The 16,744-nt window shown below is 60.6% G+C and carries 14 protein-coding genes; 5 read left to right on the forward strand and 9 right to left on the reverse strand.

Going from position 1 to position 16,744, the window contains the following annotated elements; translation table 11 throughout:
• Positions 1-11 precede the first annotated feature (11 nt).
• Positions 12-467: a dUTP diphosphatase gene (gene dut / locus ACR3EQ_RS13020; RefSeq protein WP_170615717.1), complete on the forward strand. Its 456-nt coding sequence runs from the start codon at positions 12-14 to the stop codon at positions 465-467.
• A complete protein-coding gene (locus tag ACR3EQ_RS13025; protein ID WP_170615719.1) occupies positions 467-1,510 on the forward strand; it encodes a molybdopterin-synthase adenylyltransferase MoeB in 1,044 nt (347 codons plus the stop codon). The genes dut and ACR3EQ_RS13025 overlap by 1 nt, the downstream gene beginning before the upstream one ends.
• Positions 1,511-1,600: 90 nt before the next feature.
• Here ACR3EQ_RS13025 and ACR3EQ_RS13030 read toward each other — a convergent pair whose 3' ends face one another.
• On the reverse strand, positions 1,601-2,812 hold the full coding sequence (locus ACR3EQ_RS13030; RefSeq protein WP_170619574.1) for an aminotransferase class I/II-fold pyridoxal phosphate-dependent enzyme: 1,212 nt from the start codon (positions 2,810-2,812) through the stop codon (positions 1,601-1,603).
• Positions 2,813-2,954: 142 nt separating this feature from the next.
• On the opposite strand from ACR3EQ_RS13030, the gene ACR3EQ_RS13035 reads away from it, so the two are divergent.
• Positions 2,955-4,970 (forward strand): M3 family metallopeptidase, encoded by a 2,016-nt coding sequence (locus tag ACR3EQ_RS13035; RefSeq protein ID WP_170615723.1) that lies wholly within the window; start codon positions 2,955-2,957, stop codon positions 4,968-4,970.
• A 12-nt stretch (positions 4,971-4,982) separates the two neighbouring features.
• Here ACR3EQ_RS13035 and ACR3EQ_RS13040 read toward each other — a convergent pair whose 3' ends face one another.
• From ACR3EQ_RS13040 to ACR3EQ_RS13065, 6 genes are all read right to left on the reverse strand, one after another.
• Positions 4,983-5,915, reverse strand: a complete 933-nt coding sequence (locus tag ACR3EQ_RS13040; protein WP_170615725.1) for a 2-hydroxyacid dehydrogenase — start codon at positions 5,913-5,915, stop codon at positions 4,983-4,985.
• A 15-nt stretch (positions 5,916-5,930) separates the two neighbouring features.
• Complete coding sequence (rodA, locus tag ACR3EQ_RS13045; protein WP_170615727.1) at positions 5,931-7,070, reverse strand: rod shape-determining protein RodA; 1,140 nt, start codon at positions 7,068-7,070, stop codon at positions 5,931-5,933.
• Positions 7,067-9,016, reverse strand: coding sequence for a penicillin-binding protein 2 (mrdA, locus tag ACR3EQ_RS13050; RefSeq protein WP_480490868.1), 1,950 nt, complete (start codon positions 9,014-9,016; stop codon positions 7,067-7,069). Before mrdA ends, rodA begins: the two co-directional genes overlap by 4 nt.
• The gene (locus tag ACR3EQ_RS13055) at positions 9,013-9,549 is read right to left on the reverse strand and encodes a rod shape-determining protein MreD (protein ID WP_170615731.1); all 537 of its coding nucleotides are present in this window, start codon (positions 9,547-9,549) and stop codon (positions 9,013-9,015) included. Before ACR3EQ_RS13055 ends, mrdA begins: the two co-directional genes overlap by 4 nt.
• Entirely contained in the window at positions 9,542-10,444 is a 903-nt protein-coding gene (gene mreC / locus ACR3EQ_RS13060; RefSeq protein ID WP_170615733.1) for a rod shape-determining protein MreC, read from the reverse strand. Before mreC ends, ACR3EQ_RS13055 begins: the two co-directional genes overlap by 8 nt.
• Before the next feature lie 61 nt (positions 10,445-10,505).
• Positions 10,506-11,552, reverse strand: coding sequence for a rod shape-determining protein (locus ACR3EQ_RS13065; RefSeq protein WP_039523195.1), 1,047 nt, complete (start codon positions 11,550-11,552; stop codon positions 10,506-10,508).
• A gap of 156 nt (positions 11,553-11,708) precedes the next feature.
• Here ACR3EQ_RS13065 and ACR3EQ_RS13070 point away from each other — a divergent pair, with 156 nt between their 5' ends.
• Positions 11,709-12,494: a 23S rRNA (adenine(2030)-N(6))-methyltransferase RlmJ gene (locus tag ACR3EQ_RS13070; RefSeq protein ID WP_170615735.1), complete on the forward strand. Its 786-nt coding sequence runs from the start codon at positions 11,709-11,711 to the stop codon at positions 12,492-12,494.
• A 167-nt stretch (positions 12,495-12,661) separates the two neighbouring features.
• Here ACR3EQ_RS13070 and ACR3EQ_RS13075 read toward each other — a convergent pair whose 3' ends face one another.
• Complete coding sequence (locus tag ACR3EQ_RS13075) at positions 12,662-14,236, reverse strand: 2-isopropylmalate synthase (RefSeq protein ID WP_170615737.1); 1,575 nt, start codon at positions 14,234-14,236, stop codon at positions 12,662-12,664.
• A gap of 286 nt (positions 14,237-14,522) precedes the next feature.
• Between ACR3EQ_RS13075 and ACR3EQ_RS13080 the strand changes: the two genes are divergently transcribed.
• Positions 14,523-15,188, forward strand: coding sequence for an SDR family NAD(P)-dependent oxidoreductase (locus ACR3EQ_RS13080; protein ID WP_170615739.1), 666 nt, complete (start codon positions 14,523-14,525; stop codon positions 15,186-15,188).
• Positions 15,189-15,195: 7 nt separating this feature from the next.
• Here ACR3EQ_RS13080 and ACR3EQ_RS13085 read toward each other — a convergent pair whose 3' ends face one another.
• A complete protein-coding gene (locus tag ACR3EQ_RS13085) occupies positions 15,196-16,668 on the reverse strand; it encodes a 2-isopropylmalate synthase (RefSeq protein WP_170615741.1) in 1,473 nt (490 codons plus the stop codon).
• Positions 16,669-16,744: the final 76 nt, after the last annotated feature.

Consider the following 16,744-nt stretch of genomic DNA (forward strand, 5'->3'; position numbering starts at 1 on the left):
GAGGTGCAGCAATGGTAGCAATTCGTGTAATCCGTGAAGATGGAGCGGACCCTTCGGTTCCCCTGCCCTCGTATGAAACATCGGGCGCGGCGGGCGCGGACGTGCGGGCCAATCTGCCGGGTGGCGCGCCGATCCGGCTTGAACCGGGTCAGCGGGCACTGGTGCCGACCGGGCTGCGGATCGAAATTCCCAACGGGTATGAGGTGCAGGTGCGCCCCCGTTCCGGGCTTGCGCTGAAACACGGAATTACCTTGCCAAACACGCCCGGCACCATCGACAGCGACTATCGCGGCCCGTTGGGTGTGATCGTTCTGAATGCTGGGCAGGATGTGTTCGAGATCACGCATGGCGAACGCATTGCGCAACTTGTGGTGGCCCCGGTTGTGCAGGCCGTGTTCGAGGCCGCGGTTGCCCTGTCCGACACCGAACGCGGGGCAAGTGGCTTCGGTTCGACCGGGCGCGGCTGATGATACTGGTTCTGGGGCTTGCCGCCGGGCTTTGGGGCATCGGGTATTTTGCCGGAGTTTCACGCGGGGCGCGGAATGTATCCGTTGCCGTATTGTTGGCCGGGGTCATCATTGCCCAACTGGTGCTGCCGGATGGAAACCCGCTAAGGCAGGCGACCGGCGGATCGGCGGCCGTCTGGCTGATCCTGGGTGGCGCGGCCGGTCTTGCTCTGATTTATGGCAGGTTGTTGAGGATGCTGCGCGCTCGCGCAGTGCCTGCCAAGGAGCCTGCTATGCCATCTGATCAATTCAGCGAAACCGAACTTGACCGCTACGCCCGACACATCGTTCTGCGCGAACTGGGCGGACCCGGGCAGAAACGGCTGAAAAAGGCGCGGGTTCTGGTCATTGGTGCCGGCGGGCTTGGCGCCCCGGCCCTGCAATATCTGGCAGCGGCAGGTGTCGGCACAATCGGCGTGATCGACGATGATGAGGTCGAAAACGCCAACCTGCAGCGGCAGGTGATCCATCGGGACGCGGATATCGGCATGCCCAAAGTGTTTTCCGCCCAACAGGCAATGGAGGCGCAGAACCCGAATGTGGTGGTTCTGCCCTATCATCGCCGCCTGACAGATGAGATCGCCGAAGAGCTATTCCGCGATTTTGACCTGATCCTGGACGGTACCGACAATTTCGACACTCGTTATCTGGCCAACCGAACGGCAGTGGCGCTTGGCAAGCCTCTGATCTCGGGCGCGCTGTCGCAATGGGAGGGGCAACTGAGCGTCTTTGATCCGGCTGCGGATGGCCCCTGCTATCAATGCATTTTCCCCGAAGCCCCGGCCCCCGGGCTGGCTCCTTCCTGTGCCGAAGCGGGTGTCGTTGGCCCCCTACCCGGTGTGGTCGGATCCATGATGGCGGTGGAAGCCATCAAGGTCATCACCGGCGCGGGGCAGGCCTTGCGCGGCGAAATGCTGATCTATGACGCGCTTTACGGCGAAAGCCGCAAGATCACCCTGTCCAAACGCGACGATTGCCCGATCTGCGCAAGCGCCGGGGTTTAACCCAATCCGCCGCGCGCCAGCGGCGCGCGGCCCGGCCCAACCCCGCCAGGGCAAGTCTTTGATGTGTCCCGCGGGGGCGGGAGCGTAGCGCTAACCCAATGCGCGATCCAGATCGGCGATCAGGTCTTCGGCGTCTTCAAGCCCGACAGACAGGCGGAAAATACCGTCGCTGGCATAGGCGCGGTAGTCCTCAAGCTGCGCACCACTCAGCCGGAAGGACGTTTCCATCAGGCCATCGGTTCCCATCCAGAAAATCAGGCTGCGATGATGCCCCAGCGACACCGCGTAGTGAATCACCTCAAGCCGCTCGATCATCTGCTGCGCGATACGCTCGCCATCCGCGGCGCTACCTACCTGAAACGAAATCATGCCGGATTTGTTCGACATCTGCCGTGCCGCCAGATCCGCCTGCGGATGCGAGGCAAGACCCGGATAGATGACTTTCGTGACACGTGGGTCGTCTTCCAGCCAGTGCGCCACGGCCATTGCACCCGCCTCGTGCGCTTTCATCCGCAACGGCAGGGTCGAAGCCCCGCGCGCGATCAGCCAGGCGTTGAAGGGGGACAAAACGCCTCCATGATGAATACCTGCCTCGATCCGCATTTTCGCGATCAGCTCGGCGGACCCGGCAACGGCGCCGCCAATCGCATCACCATGGCCGCCGATATATTTGGTAATCGAATGCATCGTCAGATCAACGCCAAGACCCACCGTGTCCATGCCCAAAGGCGATGCAAAGGTCGCATCACAGCTGAGCAACGCCCCGGCGTCACGCGCCAGTTTCGAGACGGCGGCCAGATCGGTCAGGCGACCGATCGGGTTCACCGGCGTTTCCGTGTGGATCAGGCGGGTGTTGGGGCGAATTGCGGCCGCCACCGAGGCCGGATCGGACATGTTGACCGCCGAGACTTCGATCCCCATACGCGGCAAAGTCTCGCGTGCCAGTTCCGCGACCCCTGCATAAGAAACATCCGACACGATCAGATGATCTCCGGCGGACAGAAAGGTGAAAAAGATCGCTGACGCAGAAGCCATCCCGGACGCGCTTGCCAGACAGGCTTCAGTCCCCTGTAACGCGGCAATCTTGGCCTCCAGACCCGCGACCGTCGGGTTCGCCCAGCGCGAATAGACAAACGGGCTGTCCGGCGTCAGGTCATGGGCCGAAAAACCCGCCAGATCCTCGGTCACATAGGTCGAGCTCATGTGGATCGGCGGAGCAGACGCGTTGGTCGAGGCATCCGGCGCATCGCCTGCGTGGATGGCCCTGGTCATGATCCCGGCGGGACGGTTCGGCTTGGTCATATCCTGTCTCCCTTTGCCGACGACCCTGCGTGCGCCACACTACCGATGCAAGCCGGATTGCGACTTTTTCAGGCGACGTGCACGCCCGCCCTCTGGACCATCACAGGCAGGCTGCCTACCTTGTCGGACAAAGGAGATCTGAATGACCAACCCGATCCTGTCCGACTGGAACACCCCTTTTGCAATCGCCCCATTTGCCGAGATTTCGGACGATGATTTTGCCCCGGCGCTGGATCAGGCATTGGCCGCGCACACCGCCCAGATCGATACCATCGCGACAAATCCGGACGCCCCGACATTCGCCAATACAATCGAGGCACTCGAAGCCGCCGGGGAACAGCTGGACAAGGTTCTGGCGGTCTTTTTTACGGTCGCAGGTGCGGACAGCAACCCGGCGCGCGAAGCCCTTCAGCGCGATTTCTCACCCAAACTGGCGGCCCATTTTTCCGCGATCTCATCCAACAAACCTCTGTTTCAGCGGGTCGCCGATCTTTGGGCGCGGCGCGGTGAATTGGGCCTGACCGACGAACAGGCGCGTGTCCTGATGCTGACCCACCGCGGTTTTGTGCGCGCGGGTGCGGCGTTGCAGGGTGATGACGATACCCGCATGCAGGAAATCAAATCCCGCCTGGCCACGTTGGGCACATCCTTCACCCAGAACCTGCTGGCGGATGAAAGAGACTGGTTCATGGAGTTGACCGAGGGTGATCTGGCCGGTCTGCCCGGTTTTGTTACCGATGCCGCCCGTGCGGCCGGCAAGGAGAAAGGGCTGGATGGCCCGGTTGTGACCCTGTCACGGTCCTTGATCGTGCCGTTTCTGCAATTCTCGCCCCGCCGCGATCTGCGCGAAAAGGCGTATCTCGCGTGGGCGGCGCGTGGTGCGAAAGGCGGGGAAACCGACAATCGCGGGATTGCCGCTGAAATCCTTTCGTTGCGCGAAGAACGCGCTACGCTGCTGGGTTATGGCAGCTTTGCCGATTACAAGCTGGAAACGGAAATGGCCCGGACGCCGGATAGGGTGCGGGACCTGCTGATGCAGGTTTGGAAGCCTGCTAAGGCGCGCGCAGATGCCGATGCCGAAACCCTGACGCAAATGATGCAGGAGGACGGGGTCAACGGGCCGCTGGAAGCCTGGGACTGGCGATATTACGCGGAAAAACGGCGCAAGGCCGAGCATGATCTGGATGAGGCCGCGCTCAAGCCGTATCTGCAGTTGGAGCGTATGATCGAGGCGTCCTTTGCCTGCGCCAATCGGCTGTTCGGGCTGGAATTCAAGCCGCTGGATTTCCCGCTCTATCACCCCGATTGCCGCGCATGGGAGGTGACGCGCGATGGCAAGCATATCGCGGTGTTCATCGGGGACTACTTCGCGCGCGGTTCCAAACGGTCCGGTGCCTGGTGCAGCGCAATGCGCGCGCAGGCGAAATTCCCCAAGGAACAGGCGCCAGTTGTCATTAATGTCTGCAACTTCGCCAAAGGCGACCCGGCGCTGCTGTCCTACGACGACGCGCGCACCCTGTTTCACGAATTTGGCCATGCCCTTCATCAGATGCTGTCGAATGTGACCTATGAAAGCATCTCGGGCACAAGCGTTGCGCGGGACTTTGTGGAACTGCCCAGCCAGCTTTACGAACACTGGCTGGAAGTGCCCGAGGTACTGGCAAAATACGCAACGCATGCAGAAACCGGCGAACCGATGCCAAAGGACATGTTGGAGAAGGTACTGAAAGCGGCCAATTTCGATCAGGGCTTTCAGACCGTGGAATATGTCGCCTCGGCTCTGGTCGATCTGGCATTCCACGACGGCGCGGCCCCAGCCGACCCCATGGCGAAACAGGCCGAAGTTCTGGCCGAAATCGGAATGCCGCGAGCCATCGGAATGCGCCACGCCACTCCGCATTTCGCGCATGTCTTTTCCGGGGACGGATACAGTTCCGGCTACTACAGCTACATGTGGTCCGAGGTCATGGATGCCGACGCCTTTGCGGCATTTGAGGAGGCGGGCAGCGCCTTCGATCCTGATCGCGCCCAGGCGCTTGAGGACAACATCCTGTCCACCGGAGGCTCACGCGAGGCCGAAGACCTGTATCTCGCCTTCCGTGGCCGTCTGCCGGGTGTCGAGGCACTGCTGAAAGGGCGGGGCCTGATCGCCGCCTGATCCGGGGGGGCGTCAGTACCCCAACTGGCGATCCACCAGATGCAGGAAGGGCTCGCCCGCCTCACCGCGCCGGATGTTTTCGCAGATAACCTGCGCGGCAGTGATCTCGCGGGTTTCGGACGCGATATGAGGTGTCACAGTCACGTTGGGATGTGCCCAGTACGGATGCTCGGGCGGCAGTGGTTCGGTCCGGAACACATCCAGCGTGGCATGGCCCACCTGCCCGGAATTCAACGCATCCAGCAAGGCATCATCGTCGATCAACGGCCCGCGACCCGGGTTGAGGATTCGGGCACCTTTGGGCAATAGAGCCAGCGTTTCCGTGTTCAGCGTGTTTTCCGTCGCTGCCGTATCGGGCAGCAGCAGAACCACAATTTCTGCCTGAGACAGCGCCCTTTTCAATCCCTTCTGCCCATGCAGACAAGTCACGCCGTCGACGTCCTTGGGCGTGCGGCTCCAACCGGTAACATTGAAATTCAGCGCGGCCAGTGCCTTGGCGCAGGCCAGCCCCAAAGCGCCCAGACCCAAAACCGTTACATGCCGTTGCTGCGCGAGAGGCGGCGCTTCAGGCGTCCAGACGCCGTCCTGGACGGTGATGTGACGATCCATCCCCAGATGGTAGCGCAGCACATGCCCGACGACCCATTCTGTCATGCCTTGTGTCAGCCCGTGATCGACCATCCGGGCCAGCGGCACGATCAGTGTTTCATTGTCCGCGATACTTTCGATTCCGGCCCACAGGCTGAGTACAGCCTTGAGCCGACTGAAGGGCCCGAAATCCCGCAATCCGCCCGTCGGTCCGTAAACCACGTAGTCGACCTGTTCCGGTGAAATCTCTGGCGACAACTCAAACTCCAGCCCGGCTTCGGACAGGCCCTGGCGCAGCAACGGCTCATAAACAGGCCAAAGCCCGGGACGTGCGGAAAACAGGACATTCACTGTCATGGATTGCCTTTCAGATTAACGAGGACGATGGATATGCGCGCTTTGAACGATGCCGAACGCGGCCATCAGAACCAGCATGGCCGAGCCGCCATAGCTGACCATGGGCAGCGGAACGCCGACAACCGGGGCAAGACCCATGACCATGGACATGTTGACGGCAAAGAACAGGAAGAAGTTCAGTGCAATGCCCAAAGTCACAAGCGATGAGAAACGGTCTTTGGTCGTCAGCGCGGTAACCATGCAGAAAATCAGGATCAGAGCATACAGGATCAACAGCGTGATGCCGCCGACGAACCCGAACTCTTCGGCCAGTGTGGTAAAGATGAAATCGGTATGTTTCTCGGGTAGGAAGTTCAACCGCGACTGAGTGCCCTGCATAAACCCGCGTCCGTTCCAGCCCCCGGATCCCAGGGCAATCTTGGACTGTGTAATGTGGTAACCCGCGCCAAGCGGATCGGTGGAAGGATCGAGAAACGTATCGATGCGCCTGAACTGGTAGTCCTTGAGCAATTGCCAGTCTGTCCCACGGCTATTGAACACTGTGGCGATCAGCCCGACACCTGCTGCAATCACGGCGGCGAAATAGGCCCAGTGGACACCAGCCAGAAACATCAGGCCACCGCCAGCAGCCAGCAACAGGATCGACGTACCCAGATCAGGCTGTTTGAGCACCATGAACGTTGGGATCAGGATCAGGGCAACAGGGATAAGCACCCAAAGCGGGCGCGAGGTCTTGTGCGACGGCAACCAGTCGTAATAGGCGGCCAGCACCATGACCAGGGCAACCTTCATGACCTCGGACGGTTGAAGCCGCATGAACCCAAGGTCGATCCAGCGCTGCGCGCCCATGCCGACCGTGCCGAAAAGCTCGACAAAGATCAGCAGAACGATCGAGCCGAGATAGGCCAGAACCGACATGTTGCGCCAGAACCAGATCGGCACAAGCGCCACGATGAACATGGCCGCCAGACCCATCCCGAACCGCTCCATCTGCGGTTCGGCCCACGGGGTCCACGAACCGCCCGCCACCGAATACAGCATCAGGAACCCGGCACTGGCCGTGCTGATCAACAGCAGGGTCAGCGGCCAGTTCATATACAGAAACTTGCGAAACCCCGACGGCGTGGATTTGACGGCATATTCAAGATAGCTCATGCGCGGTCCTTTTCATCCGGACGCGCTTTGGGGCGGCGATCGCCCTCCAGCCGTTTTTGCTGTTCCTTGATGCGCTCGCGGTCGGCAACCGGATACGCCTCAAGCGGGGGCGTACCGTTGTAGAGCGCCTGAAGCATGATGTCCCGCGCGACAGGGGCCGCCGCCTTGGACCCACCGCCGCCATGTTCAACGACGACGGCTATGGCGTATTTCGGATTATCGTACGGGGCAAAGCTGACAAACAGCGCGTGGTCGCGCCGTTCCCAGGGCAGGTCTTCGTTTCGGATCACGCCAGCGGCGCGTTCAGCTTTGGTAATATTGCGGACCTGACTGGTACCCGTCTTGCCCGCCATGCGAAACTCATCTGCGATGATACGGCTGCGGTAGGCCGTTCCACGCCGGTCATTGGAGACCGAGAACATCGCTTTGCGCACCTGTGACAGGTTCCGCTGATTGACCGCAAGTGGCTCACCCGCGCCCGAGGGCTGTTCGACCCCGTTGACCGACCGGACCAGGCGCGGCGTCACGGCGCGGCCTGTGGCGATCCGCGCGGTCATGACGGCAAGCTGCATGGGCGAGGCCAACATGAAGCCCTGACCGATCGAGGCGTTCGCGGTGTCCCCGACCAGCCATTCCTGCCCGTGGACCCGCTGTTTCCATTCCTGATTTGGCGCCAGCCCCCCTGCCACGGCCGACATCGGAATATCGTGCTTGATGCCCAGCCCGAAGGTTCGGGCCATGTCGGATATCCTGTCGATGCCCACGCGCAGGGCAACATCATAGTAGTAGACGTCGCAACTGCGTTTGAGAGAGGTTTCCAGATCGACCGTACCGTGCCCGCCGCGCTTCCAGCAATGGAACCTGCGGCTGCCGACTTTCAGATGACCCGGGCAATATACCGTGTTGCCGGGCCCGATCACGCCTGCCTCAAGCGCAGCCATGGCCGTGATCATTTTGAAGGTCGACCCCGGTGGATAGGTACCCTGTACCGTCTTGTTTGCCAGCGGACGATATTTGTCCTGTGTCAGCGACCTGTAATCGGCGACCGAGATACCGCGTACAAACAGGTTGGGATCAAAGCTGGGGGCCGAGGCAATCGCACGCAGATCGCCGGTTTCGCAGTCTATCACAACCGCCGCCGCGCTTTCCCCGGCCAATCTGGCCTGTGCGTATTGCTGCAGATCGGCGTCGATCGACAATTGCAGGTCGGCCCCGGCTTCACCCTCCTGGCGGTCCAGTTCCCGCATCACGCGACCGGTCGCGTTGACCTCGACCCGCTTGGCCCCGGCCTTGCCGCGCAGGGCGGCCTCCTGCTTGGCCTCCAGCCCGACCTTGCCGATCTGGAACCGGGGGATGCGCAAAACCGGCTCGGGGTCTTCCATCTGGCTCAGGTCGTAGTCGCTGACCGGGCCGACATAACCGACGATATGGGCGAAATCCTCATACCGGGGATATTGGCGGGTAAGACCGACTTCGGGCGTCACGCCGGGCAGGGCAGGCGCGTTCACCGCCACTTTCGAGATGTCCTCCCACGTGACCTGATCTGCCAACGTGACCGGCAGGAAGGGTGCGGACCGGCGCATTTCCGTCCTGGCACGCTCGATCTCATCCTCGTTCAGGGGGATCAGTTCCGAAAGCTTGGCAATGACCGAGTCGATATCACCCGCGTCTTCGCGCACGATCACGATCCGGTAGGACGGCGAGTTCTGGCCAATGACCTGCCCGTTCCGGTCATAGATGCGCCCGCGTGTCGGCGGGATCAGGCGGATGTTGATCCGGTTTTCCTCGGCCAGCAGCCGGTACTGATCGGCCTGATCAACCTGCATAAACCGCATCCGCGCAGCCAGACCACCGATAAAGACCGCCTGCAAACCACCCAGAACCAACGCCCTGCGCGGCAGACGTTTGTAGGCAAGGCCTTGGGATTTGGTGCGTTTCTGCTTCATGCCCGCGCCCCGACAATACCGGCATCCGCAGCTGAAATACGGCGGACGCCCATACCATTCTGACTGATCAGTACAATCAAGGGATAGATGGCGATGGTCAAAATCAGTTGAACAACTGTCGGCCAAAAGGCGGCCTGCTGGACCGACAGAACCGACAGAATGAAACGGTTGAGCACAAAGATACCGGTCATCACCGCCGCGACCGAGCTCCATTCGCCAAAAAATCCGACATCCCGCATTCCCGGCGCTGCCGAGCGCAAATAGTTTGTTGCCACAACGACCAGTGCCGCCAGCAACCCCGGCGGCCGTTGCAGAAGCAGGTCGGCTATCAGCATGACAACGGCCACAATTGCGATGGGCGTGTATTCGGGGCGCCGCAGCACCCAGGCGAATGTGAGGGCGATCAGAACATCCGGAAACGGCCAGCGGTCCGGCTGCGTGTTCAGCGGCAACAGGTGCAGAAACAGCACTAGAACCACCAGAAAAACATAGAGGCAGCGCATGGCCCAGAGATGGGAAACAGCCTTATCCATCTGCGGCCTCATCCGGGGTCAGGGATGCTTCGGGCCGCAGCGGACCAACGATATCCCCGGAATCACGAATGGCGGGCGCCGACTGGTAGCGCAGCACGCGCAGAAACTCGAGCCGCTCGAAATCGGCGGACAGACGCACGCGCAACCTGCCACCCGGATCGGCGGTGATCTGACCGATCAGCAATCCTGCCGGGAAAACGCCACCGTCGCCCGACGTGATGACCCGGTCGCCGGGTCGGACGAGTTCACGGTTTTCCAGAAACTCGACCAATGGTACCGCTGTATTGTCCCCCTTGATCAAAGCGGTCTGCCCGGAAGGCTGGATGGTGGCAGGGATAGCGCTCGAGGCGTCCGTCATCAGGATGACACGCGCCGTGTCGGCGCCGACGCCGGAGATGCGCCCAACCAGCCCGATCCCGTCCATGGCGGCCCAGCCATCGACTATACCGTCCCGCTGTCCCACGTTCAGAACGACAGACTGCCGGAAGGGGGAGCCGCTGTCGGCCATGACAACACCGGTGATATAGGTCAGGCGCGGATCCAGCCGGACGTTGTTCAGGTCCAGCAGCCGGGCGTTTTCCTGTTCCAGCTGCAGCGCCGCCTCTTTCCAGGCACGCATCCGGCGCAGTTCACTGCGCAATTCCCGGTTCTGCTCGCTCAGCCGCTGATAGCTCTGGAAATCGCGGACCAGGTTGACCGTGGCCGTGACCGGCACCATGGCCCATTCCATCGAGGGCACCACGGCATCCACGACCTGAGCGCGAAACCTCTCGACCCGTGGGCTGTCAATGCGCCAGACCAGAAAGATACCCAGCAGGCACAAAACAACGATCCCCAGCAACAAGCGGCGTAAGGGGGTGGTGTATTCGTCGCGCTGTGATCGGTCCTTTGCCACAGGACTCCTTCCCGTGCTGCTCGCGCCCGATTGTTAACCCTGTATTGGAAGGGTGCGCGCCTTAGCTTTCGTAGTCAATCGCGTGGCGCAGTTGTTTTTCGTATTCCAGCGCCTTGCCGGTTCCCAAAGCCACACAATTCAGGCTTTCATCGGCAATCGACACGGCCAGACCGGTCTGTTCGCGCAGCGCGAGGTCCAAATCACCCAACAGAGCGCCACCGCCGGTCAGCATGACCCCCCGGTCCACAATGTCCGCTGCCAGATCGGGCGGCGTGGTTTCCAGCGCGGTCATCACCGCCTCGCAGATCTGCTGGACTGGTTCGGACAGCGCCTCAGCCACCTGAGCCTGGCTGATCTCGATTTCCTTTGGCACACCGTTCAGCAGGTCGCGACCACGGATATGCATCGACTGACCACGGCCATCATCGGGCATACGGGCAGTGCCGATGGTGGTTTTGATACGCTCGGCGGTCGATTCACCTACCAGCAGGTTCTGCTGACGGCGCAGGTACGAGATGATGGCCTCGTCCATCCGGTCCCCACCGACGCGAACCGAGCGGGCATAAACGATGTCGCCCAGCGACAGAACCGCAACTTCGGTTGTACCGCCACCGATATCGACGACCATGTTTCCGGTCGGATCGGTGATCGGCATTCCCGCGCCAATGGCGGCCGCAATGGGTTCAGCGATCAGACCCGCGCGACGGGCCCCCGCGGACAGAACCGACTGTCGGATTGCACGCTTTTCGACCGGTGTCGCACCATGCGGAACACAAACGATGATTTTCGGTTTCGAAAAGGTCGAGCGTTTGTGCACCTTGCGGATGAAATGTTTGATCATTTCCTCGGCGGTGTCGAAGTCGGCAATGACCCCTTCACGCATCGGGCGGATGGCCTCGATGGAACCGGGGGTCCGGCCCAGCATCAGCTTGGCGTCTTCGCCCACAGCCAGCACTTTCTTCACGCCATCCTTGACGTGATAGGCGACCACAGAGGGTTCGGACAGAATGACGCCGCGCCCTTTGACATAAACCAGCGTGTTCGCCGTCCCAAGGTCAATGGCCATGTCCGCTGTGAACAGGCCGCCCAGATTGCCAAAGATCCCCATGTTTCCCCTGATCCTGTCTGTCAGAATTTTCTACTGCCCGCGACTCGACGGTTCCGGGACGGATGACTTATAGGGTGCCAACACGCCCGATTAAAGGCCTGATTCCGTGACAATCAGCGCCTTTTCGCCTCATTGATAGGGACTTTAGAAGGCAAAATGCTTTCATATCAACATATTTACCACGCCGGGAATCTGGCGGACGTGCAAAAGCACGCATTGCTGGCCTGGACGCTGCGTTATCTGACGCAAAAAGACAAACCGCTGAGCTACATCGAAACCCACGCCGGACGCGGGCTATACCATCTGGACTCGGAGGAGGCCCGCAAAACCGGCGAAGCGGACGCGGGCATCGAAAGGGCGCGGCGCGAGGCCTGGTTCGATCCGGAACACCCGCTGGCCCGGGCAATCTCGGACATACAGGCCCGGTATGGACCGGCCTGTTACCCGGGTTCTCCCATGATCGCAGCCAGCCTGTTACGCCCACAGGACAATTTGCATTTCGCGGAACTGCACCCAAAGGAATACGCGGCCCTTTCAGGCGCGCTAACGGCCCGAAACGCACGGGTGTATCGGCAGGATGGCTATGAACTGGCGCAATCCCTGCTGCCGCCCACGCCGCGTCGTGGAATGTTGCTGATCGATCCCAGCTACGAGGTGAAGGCCGAATATGGTCGTTTACCGGTGATCGTCGCCAAACTGCACCGCAAGTGGAATGTCGGGGTGATCGCGCTGTGGTACCCGATTCTGGCCGATGACCGTCATAAGCATATGCTGGCGGCCCTGACCAATCAGGCATTGCCAAAGGTGATGCGCCACGAAGTGATCTTTCCGCCTGCCCGGGAAGGGCACAACATGATCGGTTCAGGGATGTTCATAATCAACGCTCCGTACGGTTTCGAAGATGAAACCGCGCGGCTTACGGCCCTGTTCGACAGGATCTGAGAGACGTTCGCGCAAACAACGGAGGAACCCTCGCCCCGTTTGCCGGCATCAAAGATGCAGTCAATTGGTTTGGGCCCGGCACCGCGCCAAAGCGCGGTGCCGGGCCCAAAGCCGCAAGGTGGTTCTGCGCAGCCGGACCGCCGCGGGTGCGGGAGCTTTCCCGCTCTTCAGGTCAGGTCCTTGTAGCTGATCTCACGCGTGTCCGCCCCCGGCCCGGCTTTTGCACGGCGCACGACCAGGCGGTTGAGAGCATGGATATAAGCCTTGGCCGAGGCCACCACAGTGTCGGTATTCGCCGATTGGCCGGTTGCAATCATGCCATCCTCTTCCAGCCGCACCGAAACAGTGGCCTGGGCGTCCGTCCCTTCGGTGACGGCATGCACCTGATAGAGCTGCAGATGAGCCTCGTTCGGGAAGATCGCGCGGATCGCCCTGAACGTCGCATCAACCGGGCCGTCACCGTATTCCGTGGCGATGACATCCTTTCCGTCAACCTCAAGCTCAACCGTCGATTCTGCCTGACCTCCGGTGCCGCAGGTGACTTTCATCGACACCAGCTGCAGAAAATCGTTCGCTTCGTCATCATCCAGCGTCATAAGCGCGATGATGTCGTCGTCAAAGACCTCTTTCTTGCGGTCAGCCAGATCCTTGAACCGAACAAAGATGTCCTTGAGCTGGTTGTCACCGACCTCATAGCCCAGCGTGTTCAGCTTGTCCCGCAATGCCGCGCGGCCCGAGTGCTTGCCCAAGGGCAGCGAAGTGCCAGACAATCCCACATCCTCGGGGCGCATGATCTCGAAATTGTCGCGGTTCTTCAGCATCCCGTCCTGATGGATACCGCTTTCATGGGCAAAGGCGTTCTTGCCGACAATGGCCTTGTTGAACTGCACGTTGAAGCCCGACACCGTGGCGACCCGGCGCGAGATATGCATGATCTTGGTGGTATCGATCCCGGTGCGGAACGGCATGATGTCATTGCGGGTCCGCATGGCCATCACAACTTCTTCCAGCGCGGTATTGCCCGCACGTTCGCCAAGGCCGTTGATGGTGCATTCGATCTGACGCGCCCCGCCGATCACGGCCGCCAGAGAGTTCGCGGTCGCCATCCCCAGGTCATTGTGACAGTGGGTCGCGAAGACGACTTCATCTGCGCCGGGAACGGTTTCGATCAGGCGCTTGATCAGATCGGCGGATTCCAGTGGTGCCGTATAGCCGACAGTGTCGGGTATGTTGATCGTGGTCGCGCCTGCCTTGATCGCGATCTCGATAACGCGGCACAGGTAATCCCATTCCGTCCGGGTCGCGTCCATTGGCGACCACTGCACATTCTCGCACAGGTTGCGGGCATGGCTGACCGTTTCATGGATCTTTTCCGCCATTTCGTCCTGCGTGAGGTTCGGAATGGCGCGATGCAGCGGAGAGGTGCCGATGAATGTATGAATGCGGTTCTGTTCGGCGTGTTTGATCGCCTCCCAGCAGCGGTCGATATCCGCGAAATTTGCGCGGGCCAGACCGCAGATGCGACTGTTTTTTGAACGTTGGGCGATTTCGGAAACCGCTTTGAAGTCACCCTCAGAGGCGATTGGGAAACCGGCCTCGATGATGTCGACGCCCATGTCGTCCAGCAGCTCGGCGATCTCAAGCTTTTCGTCATGGGTCATGGTGGCGCCGGGGCTTTGCTCGCCGTCGCGCAAAGTGGTGTCAAAGATCAAGACGCGGTCTTGGTCGGTCACGTTGGTCATGGGATTCTCTTTCTTCTTCTGTCCTAAAGCCTATGGCGCGCGGGCGTCCTCCTCTGAGCGGGCGCGCCGAATGGCACGCTCAGAGGCGGATTAGGATCAGTAGGCCACGCAGCGACGCACCGCAAAAAGCGGTGTCGGCATAAGGGATATCTGCGCGGTTGATCATGACTGTGAGGTTATACAGAGCCCGCAAGGAATGAAAAGAACCAATTTGCGATCCTCTGACCGGACCCGGCCTTTTCAGCCGGGCATTGATTCGGACGGGTATCCTTCTAGGTTGGCGCACATGAAATCAGCATTGATCATCGGCTCAAGCGGAGGAATTGGACGCGCCATTTGCAGGCAGCTGGACCTGCAACAGGTCAGCGTGACCGGGTTGTCCCGCTCGGCCGATGGATTTGACATGACGAAACCCGACGCGGTTCACTCCGCGCTGGACAAGCTTCAGGGCCCGTTTGATCTGGTTCTGGTCGCCACTGGCGCGCTTGAGATCGATGGCCACGGGCCGGAAAAGACCATCCGGTCGCTGTCTTCAACGGCGATGATGGACCAGTTCGCGTTGAACGCGGTTGGGCCAGCCCTTGTGCTTAGCCACGCAAATCGGTTGCTGCCTCGGGATCGGCGTTCGGTTTTTGCCATCCTGTCCGCGCGCGTCGGTTCCATCGGGGACAACCGGCTTGGGGGATGGATCAGCTACCGCGCCGCAAAGGCAGCGGTCAATCAGATCACGCGCACCGCTGCAATTGAACTGGAACGCACACATGCACAGGCGATTTGCGTGGCGCTGCACCCCGGTACGGTCAAAACCGAGTTTACGCGAAAATATCTGGGGCGGCACCCGGCAGTCGAACCGGATGAAGCTGCCCGCAATCTGCTGTCCGTCATCGAAGGATTAATGCCTGCGGATAGCGGCGGCTTTTTTGACTGGGCCGGTGAACGGATACCCTGGTAGGTAAGGGTCACCCATCCGAAGCGGCCGGTTCCTCTGCGTTTTCCTGCGTTGGTTCATCCGCATCCGTGGCGTCCTGGGATTCGTCAGCCTTTTCCGCCAGCGCACCATTTTCCCAGACACCGGTTTCTTCCAGCCCGTTGGCATATTTCATGGTGCCGTTGCCTTGCCGTTTGTTGTCAACAAAGCTGCCTTCATAAACGTCGCCGGTTGCGTAGGTGGCAATACCATCACCACTGATCTTGCCGTCAATCCAGCCGCCCGTGTAGCTGAACCCGTTTGGCGCTGTGATCGTTCCTTCGCCGTGGCGCTCACCGTTCCGGAAATCACCCTCGTAAACGGTGCCGTCAGCGAAACTGGCCTTGCCCTTGCCGTGCCGTTCGCCGTCAACCCATTCGCCCTCGTATCTGTAGCCGTTGGCAAATGTCAGAACGCCCTGGCCATGGCTGCGGGCATTCTTGAATTGTCCGGTGTAGACGACGCCGCTGGGATAGGTCGCCTTGCCGTTGCCTTCGAACACGCCGGCGATCCAATCGCCTTCGTAGATCGTACCGTCCGCAAAAGTGTTCATACCCTTGCCGTGCGGCAGGTCAGCCTGAAAGTCCCCGACATAGGTTGATCCATCCGGATAGATCAACTCACCAAATCCCTCAATCTGGCCTTCGGACCACTCGCCGTTATAGTCGAACCCGTCCGCGCCGAGAAACCGGCCTTTGCCGTGGCGGCGATCATCCACATAGTCGCCTTCATATGTCGCGCCATTCTTGTAGGTCGCCTTGCCTTTTCCTTCGCGCCGACCCTCGACCATGTCCCCTTCGTAGACATCGCCGTTGGCCTGGGTGAGACGGCCTTTGCCGGTGATCAGATCCTGTGACCAGTCCCCCGTGTAGATCATCCCGTCAGAAAGCGTCAGCGTACCCTGGCCATGACGCAGCCCGTTTTCGATATCGCCTTCATAGACGCCGCCTTCGGCGTAAGTTATCCGGCCTTTGCCCTGCTTCACGCCGTCGACCCAATCACCGTCATAGACATAGCCGGCAGGATCCTTGATCATGCCCTTGCCGTGATGGCGGTCATCCTTGAACTCGCCTTCATACCGCATTCCGTTTGCGTATTCGGCGATACCTGTCCCGTTGATGGATCCGCCGGCCCAATCGCCTTCGTAGCTGCCGCCATCGGCAAAAACGATCTTGCCGCGCCCCTCGGGCTGGCCTTTTGCAAACATCCCTTCATAGACCGAGCCATTGGCGTAGCGCGCGATGCCCTTGCCCTTGATCTCGCCTTCGAACCATTCACCGGAATACTCGAAACCGTCAGGCAGGCGATACGTGCCGGTCCCATGACGTAGTCCATTTTCAAACGTGCCCTCGTAGACGCCGCCAACCTCGTCATCGGCGATGATGACGTCGTCACCCTGCGCGGCCACGTTGACCGCCGTCAGGGCCAAAAGTGAAACGGCTATAGATATGCGAAACAAGTTCATGGGTTTTCACGCCTGGCCGGTCATGCTTTGAATGCGTTCTGTTGCGCAAAACTAAGGCACCACTCAGGGCAGGGCA

This window comes from Ruegeria sp. AN11, assembly GCF_056536005.1.

Excerpts from the sequence above, each read along its gene's own strand:
- dut (WP_170615717.1), top strand. The coding sequence starts at position 12 with ATGGTAGCAATTCGTGTAATCCGTGAAGATGGAGCGGACCCTTCGGTT.
- ACR3EQ_RS13025 (WP_170615719.1), top strand. The coding sequence starts at position 467 with ATGATACTGGTTCTGGGGCTTGCCGCCGGGCTTTGGGGCATCGGGTAT.
- ACR3EQ_RS13030 (WP_170619574.1), bottom strand. The coding sequence starts at position 2,812 with ATGACCAAGCCGAACCGTCCCGCCGGGATCATGACCAGGGCCATCCAC.
- ACR3EQ_RS13035 (WP_170615723.1), top strand. The coding sequence starts at position 2,955 with ATGACCAACCCGATCCTGTCCGACTGGAACACCCCTTTTGCAATCGCC.
- ACR3EQ_RS13040 (WP_170615725.1), bottom strand. The coding sequence starts at position 5,915 with ATGACAGTGAATGTCCTGTTTTCCGCACGTCCCGGGCTTTGGCCTGTT.
- rodA (WP_170615727.1), bottom strand. The coding sequence starts at position 7,070 with ATGAGCTATCTTGAATATGCCGTCAAATCCACGCCGTCGGGGTTTCGC.
- mrdA (WP_480490868.1), bottom strand. The coding sequence starts at position 9,016 with ATGAAGCAGAAACGCACCAAATCCCAAGGCCTTGCCTACAAACGTCTG.
- ACR3EQ_RS13055 (WP_170615731.1), bottom strand. The coding sequence starts at position 9,549 with ATGGATAAGGCTGTTTCCCATCTCTGGGCCATGCGCTGCCTCTATGTT.
- ACR3EQ_RS13065 (WP_039523195.1), bottom strand. The coding sequence starts at position 11,552 with ATGGGGATCTTTGGCAATCTGGGCGGCCTGTTCACAGCGGACATGGCC.
- ACR3EQ_RS13070 (WP_170615735.1), top strand. The coding sequence starts at position 11,709 with ATGCTTTCATATCAACATATTTACCACGCCGGGAATCTGGCGGACGTG.
- ACR3EQ_RS13075 (WP_170615737.1), bottom strand. The coding sequence starts at position 14,236 with ATGACCAACGTGACCGACCAAGACCGCGTCTTGATCTTTGACACCACT.
- ACR3EQ_RS13080 (WP_170615739.1), top strand. The coding sequence starts at position 14,523 with ATGAAATCAGCATTGATCATCGGCTCAAGCGGAGGAATTGGACGCGCC.
- ACR3EQ_RS13085 (WP_170615741.1), bottom strand. The coding sequence starts at position 16,668 with ATGAACTTGTTTCGCATATCTATAGCCGTTTCACTTTTGGCCCTGACG.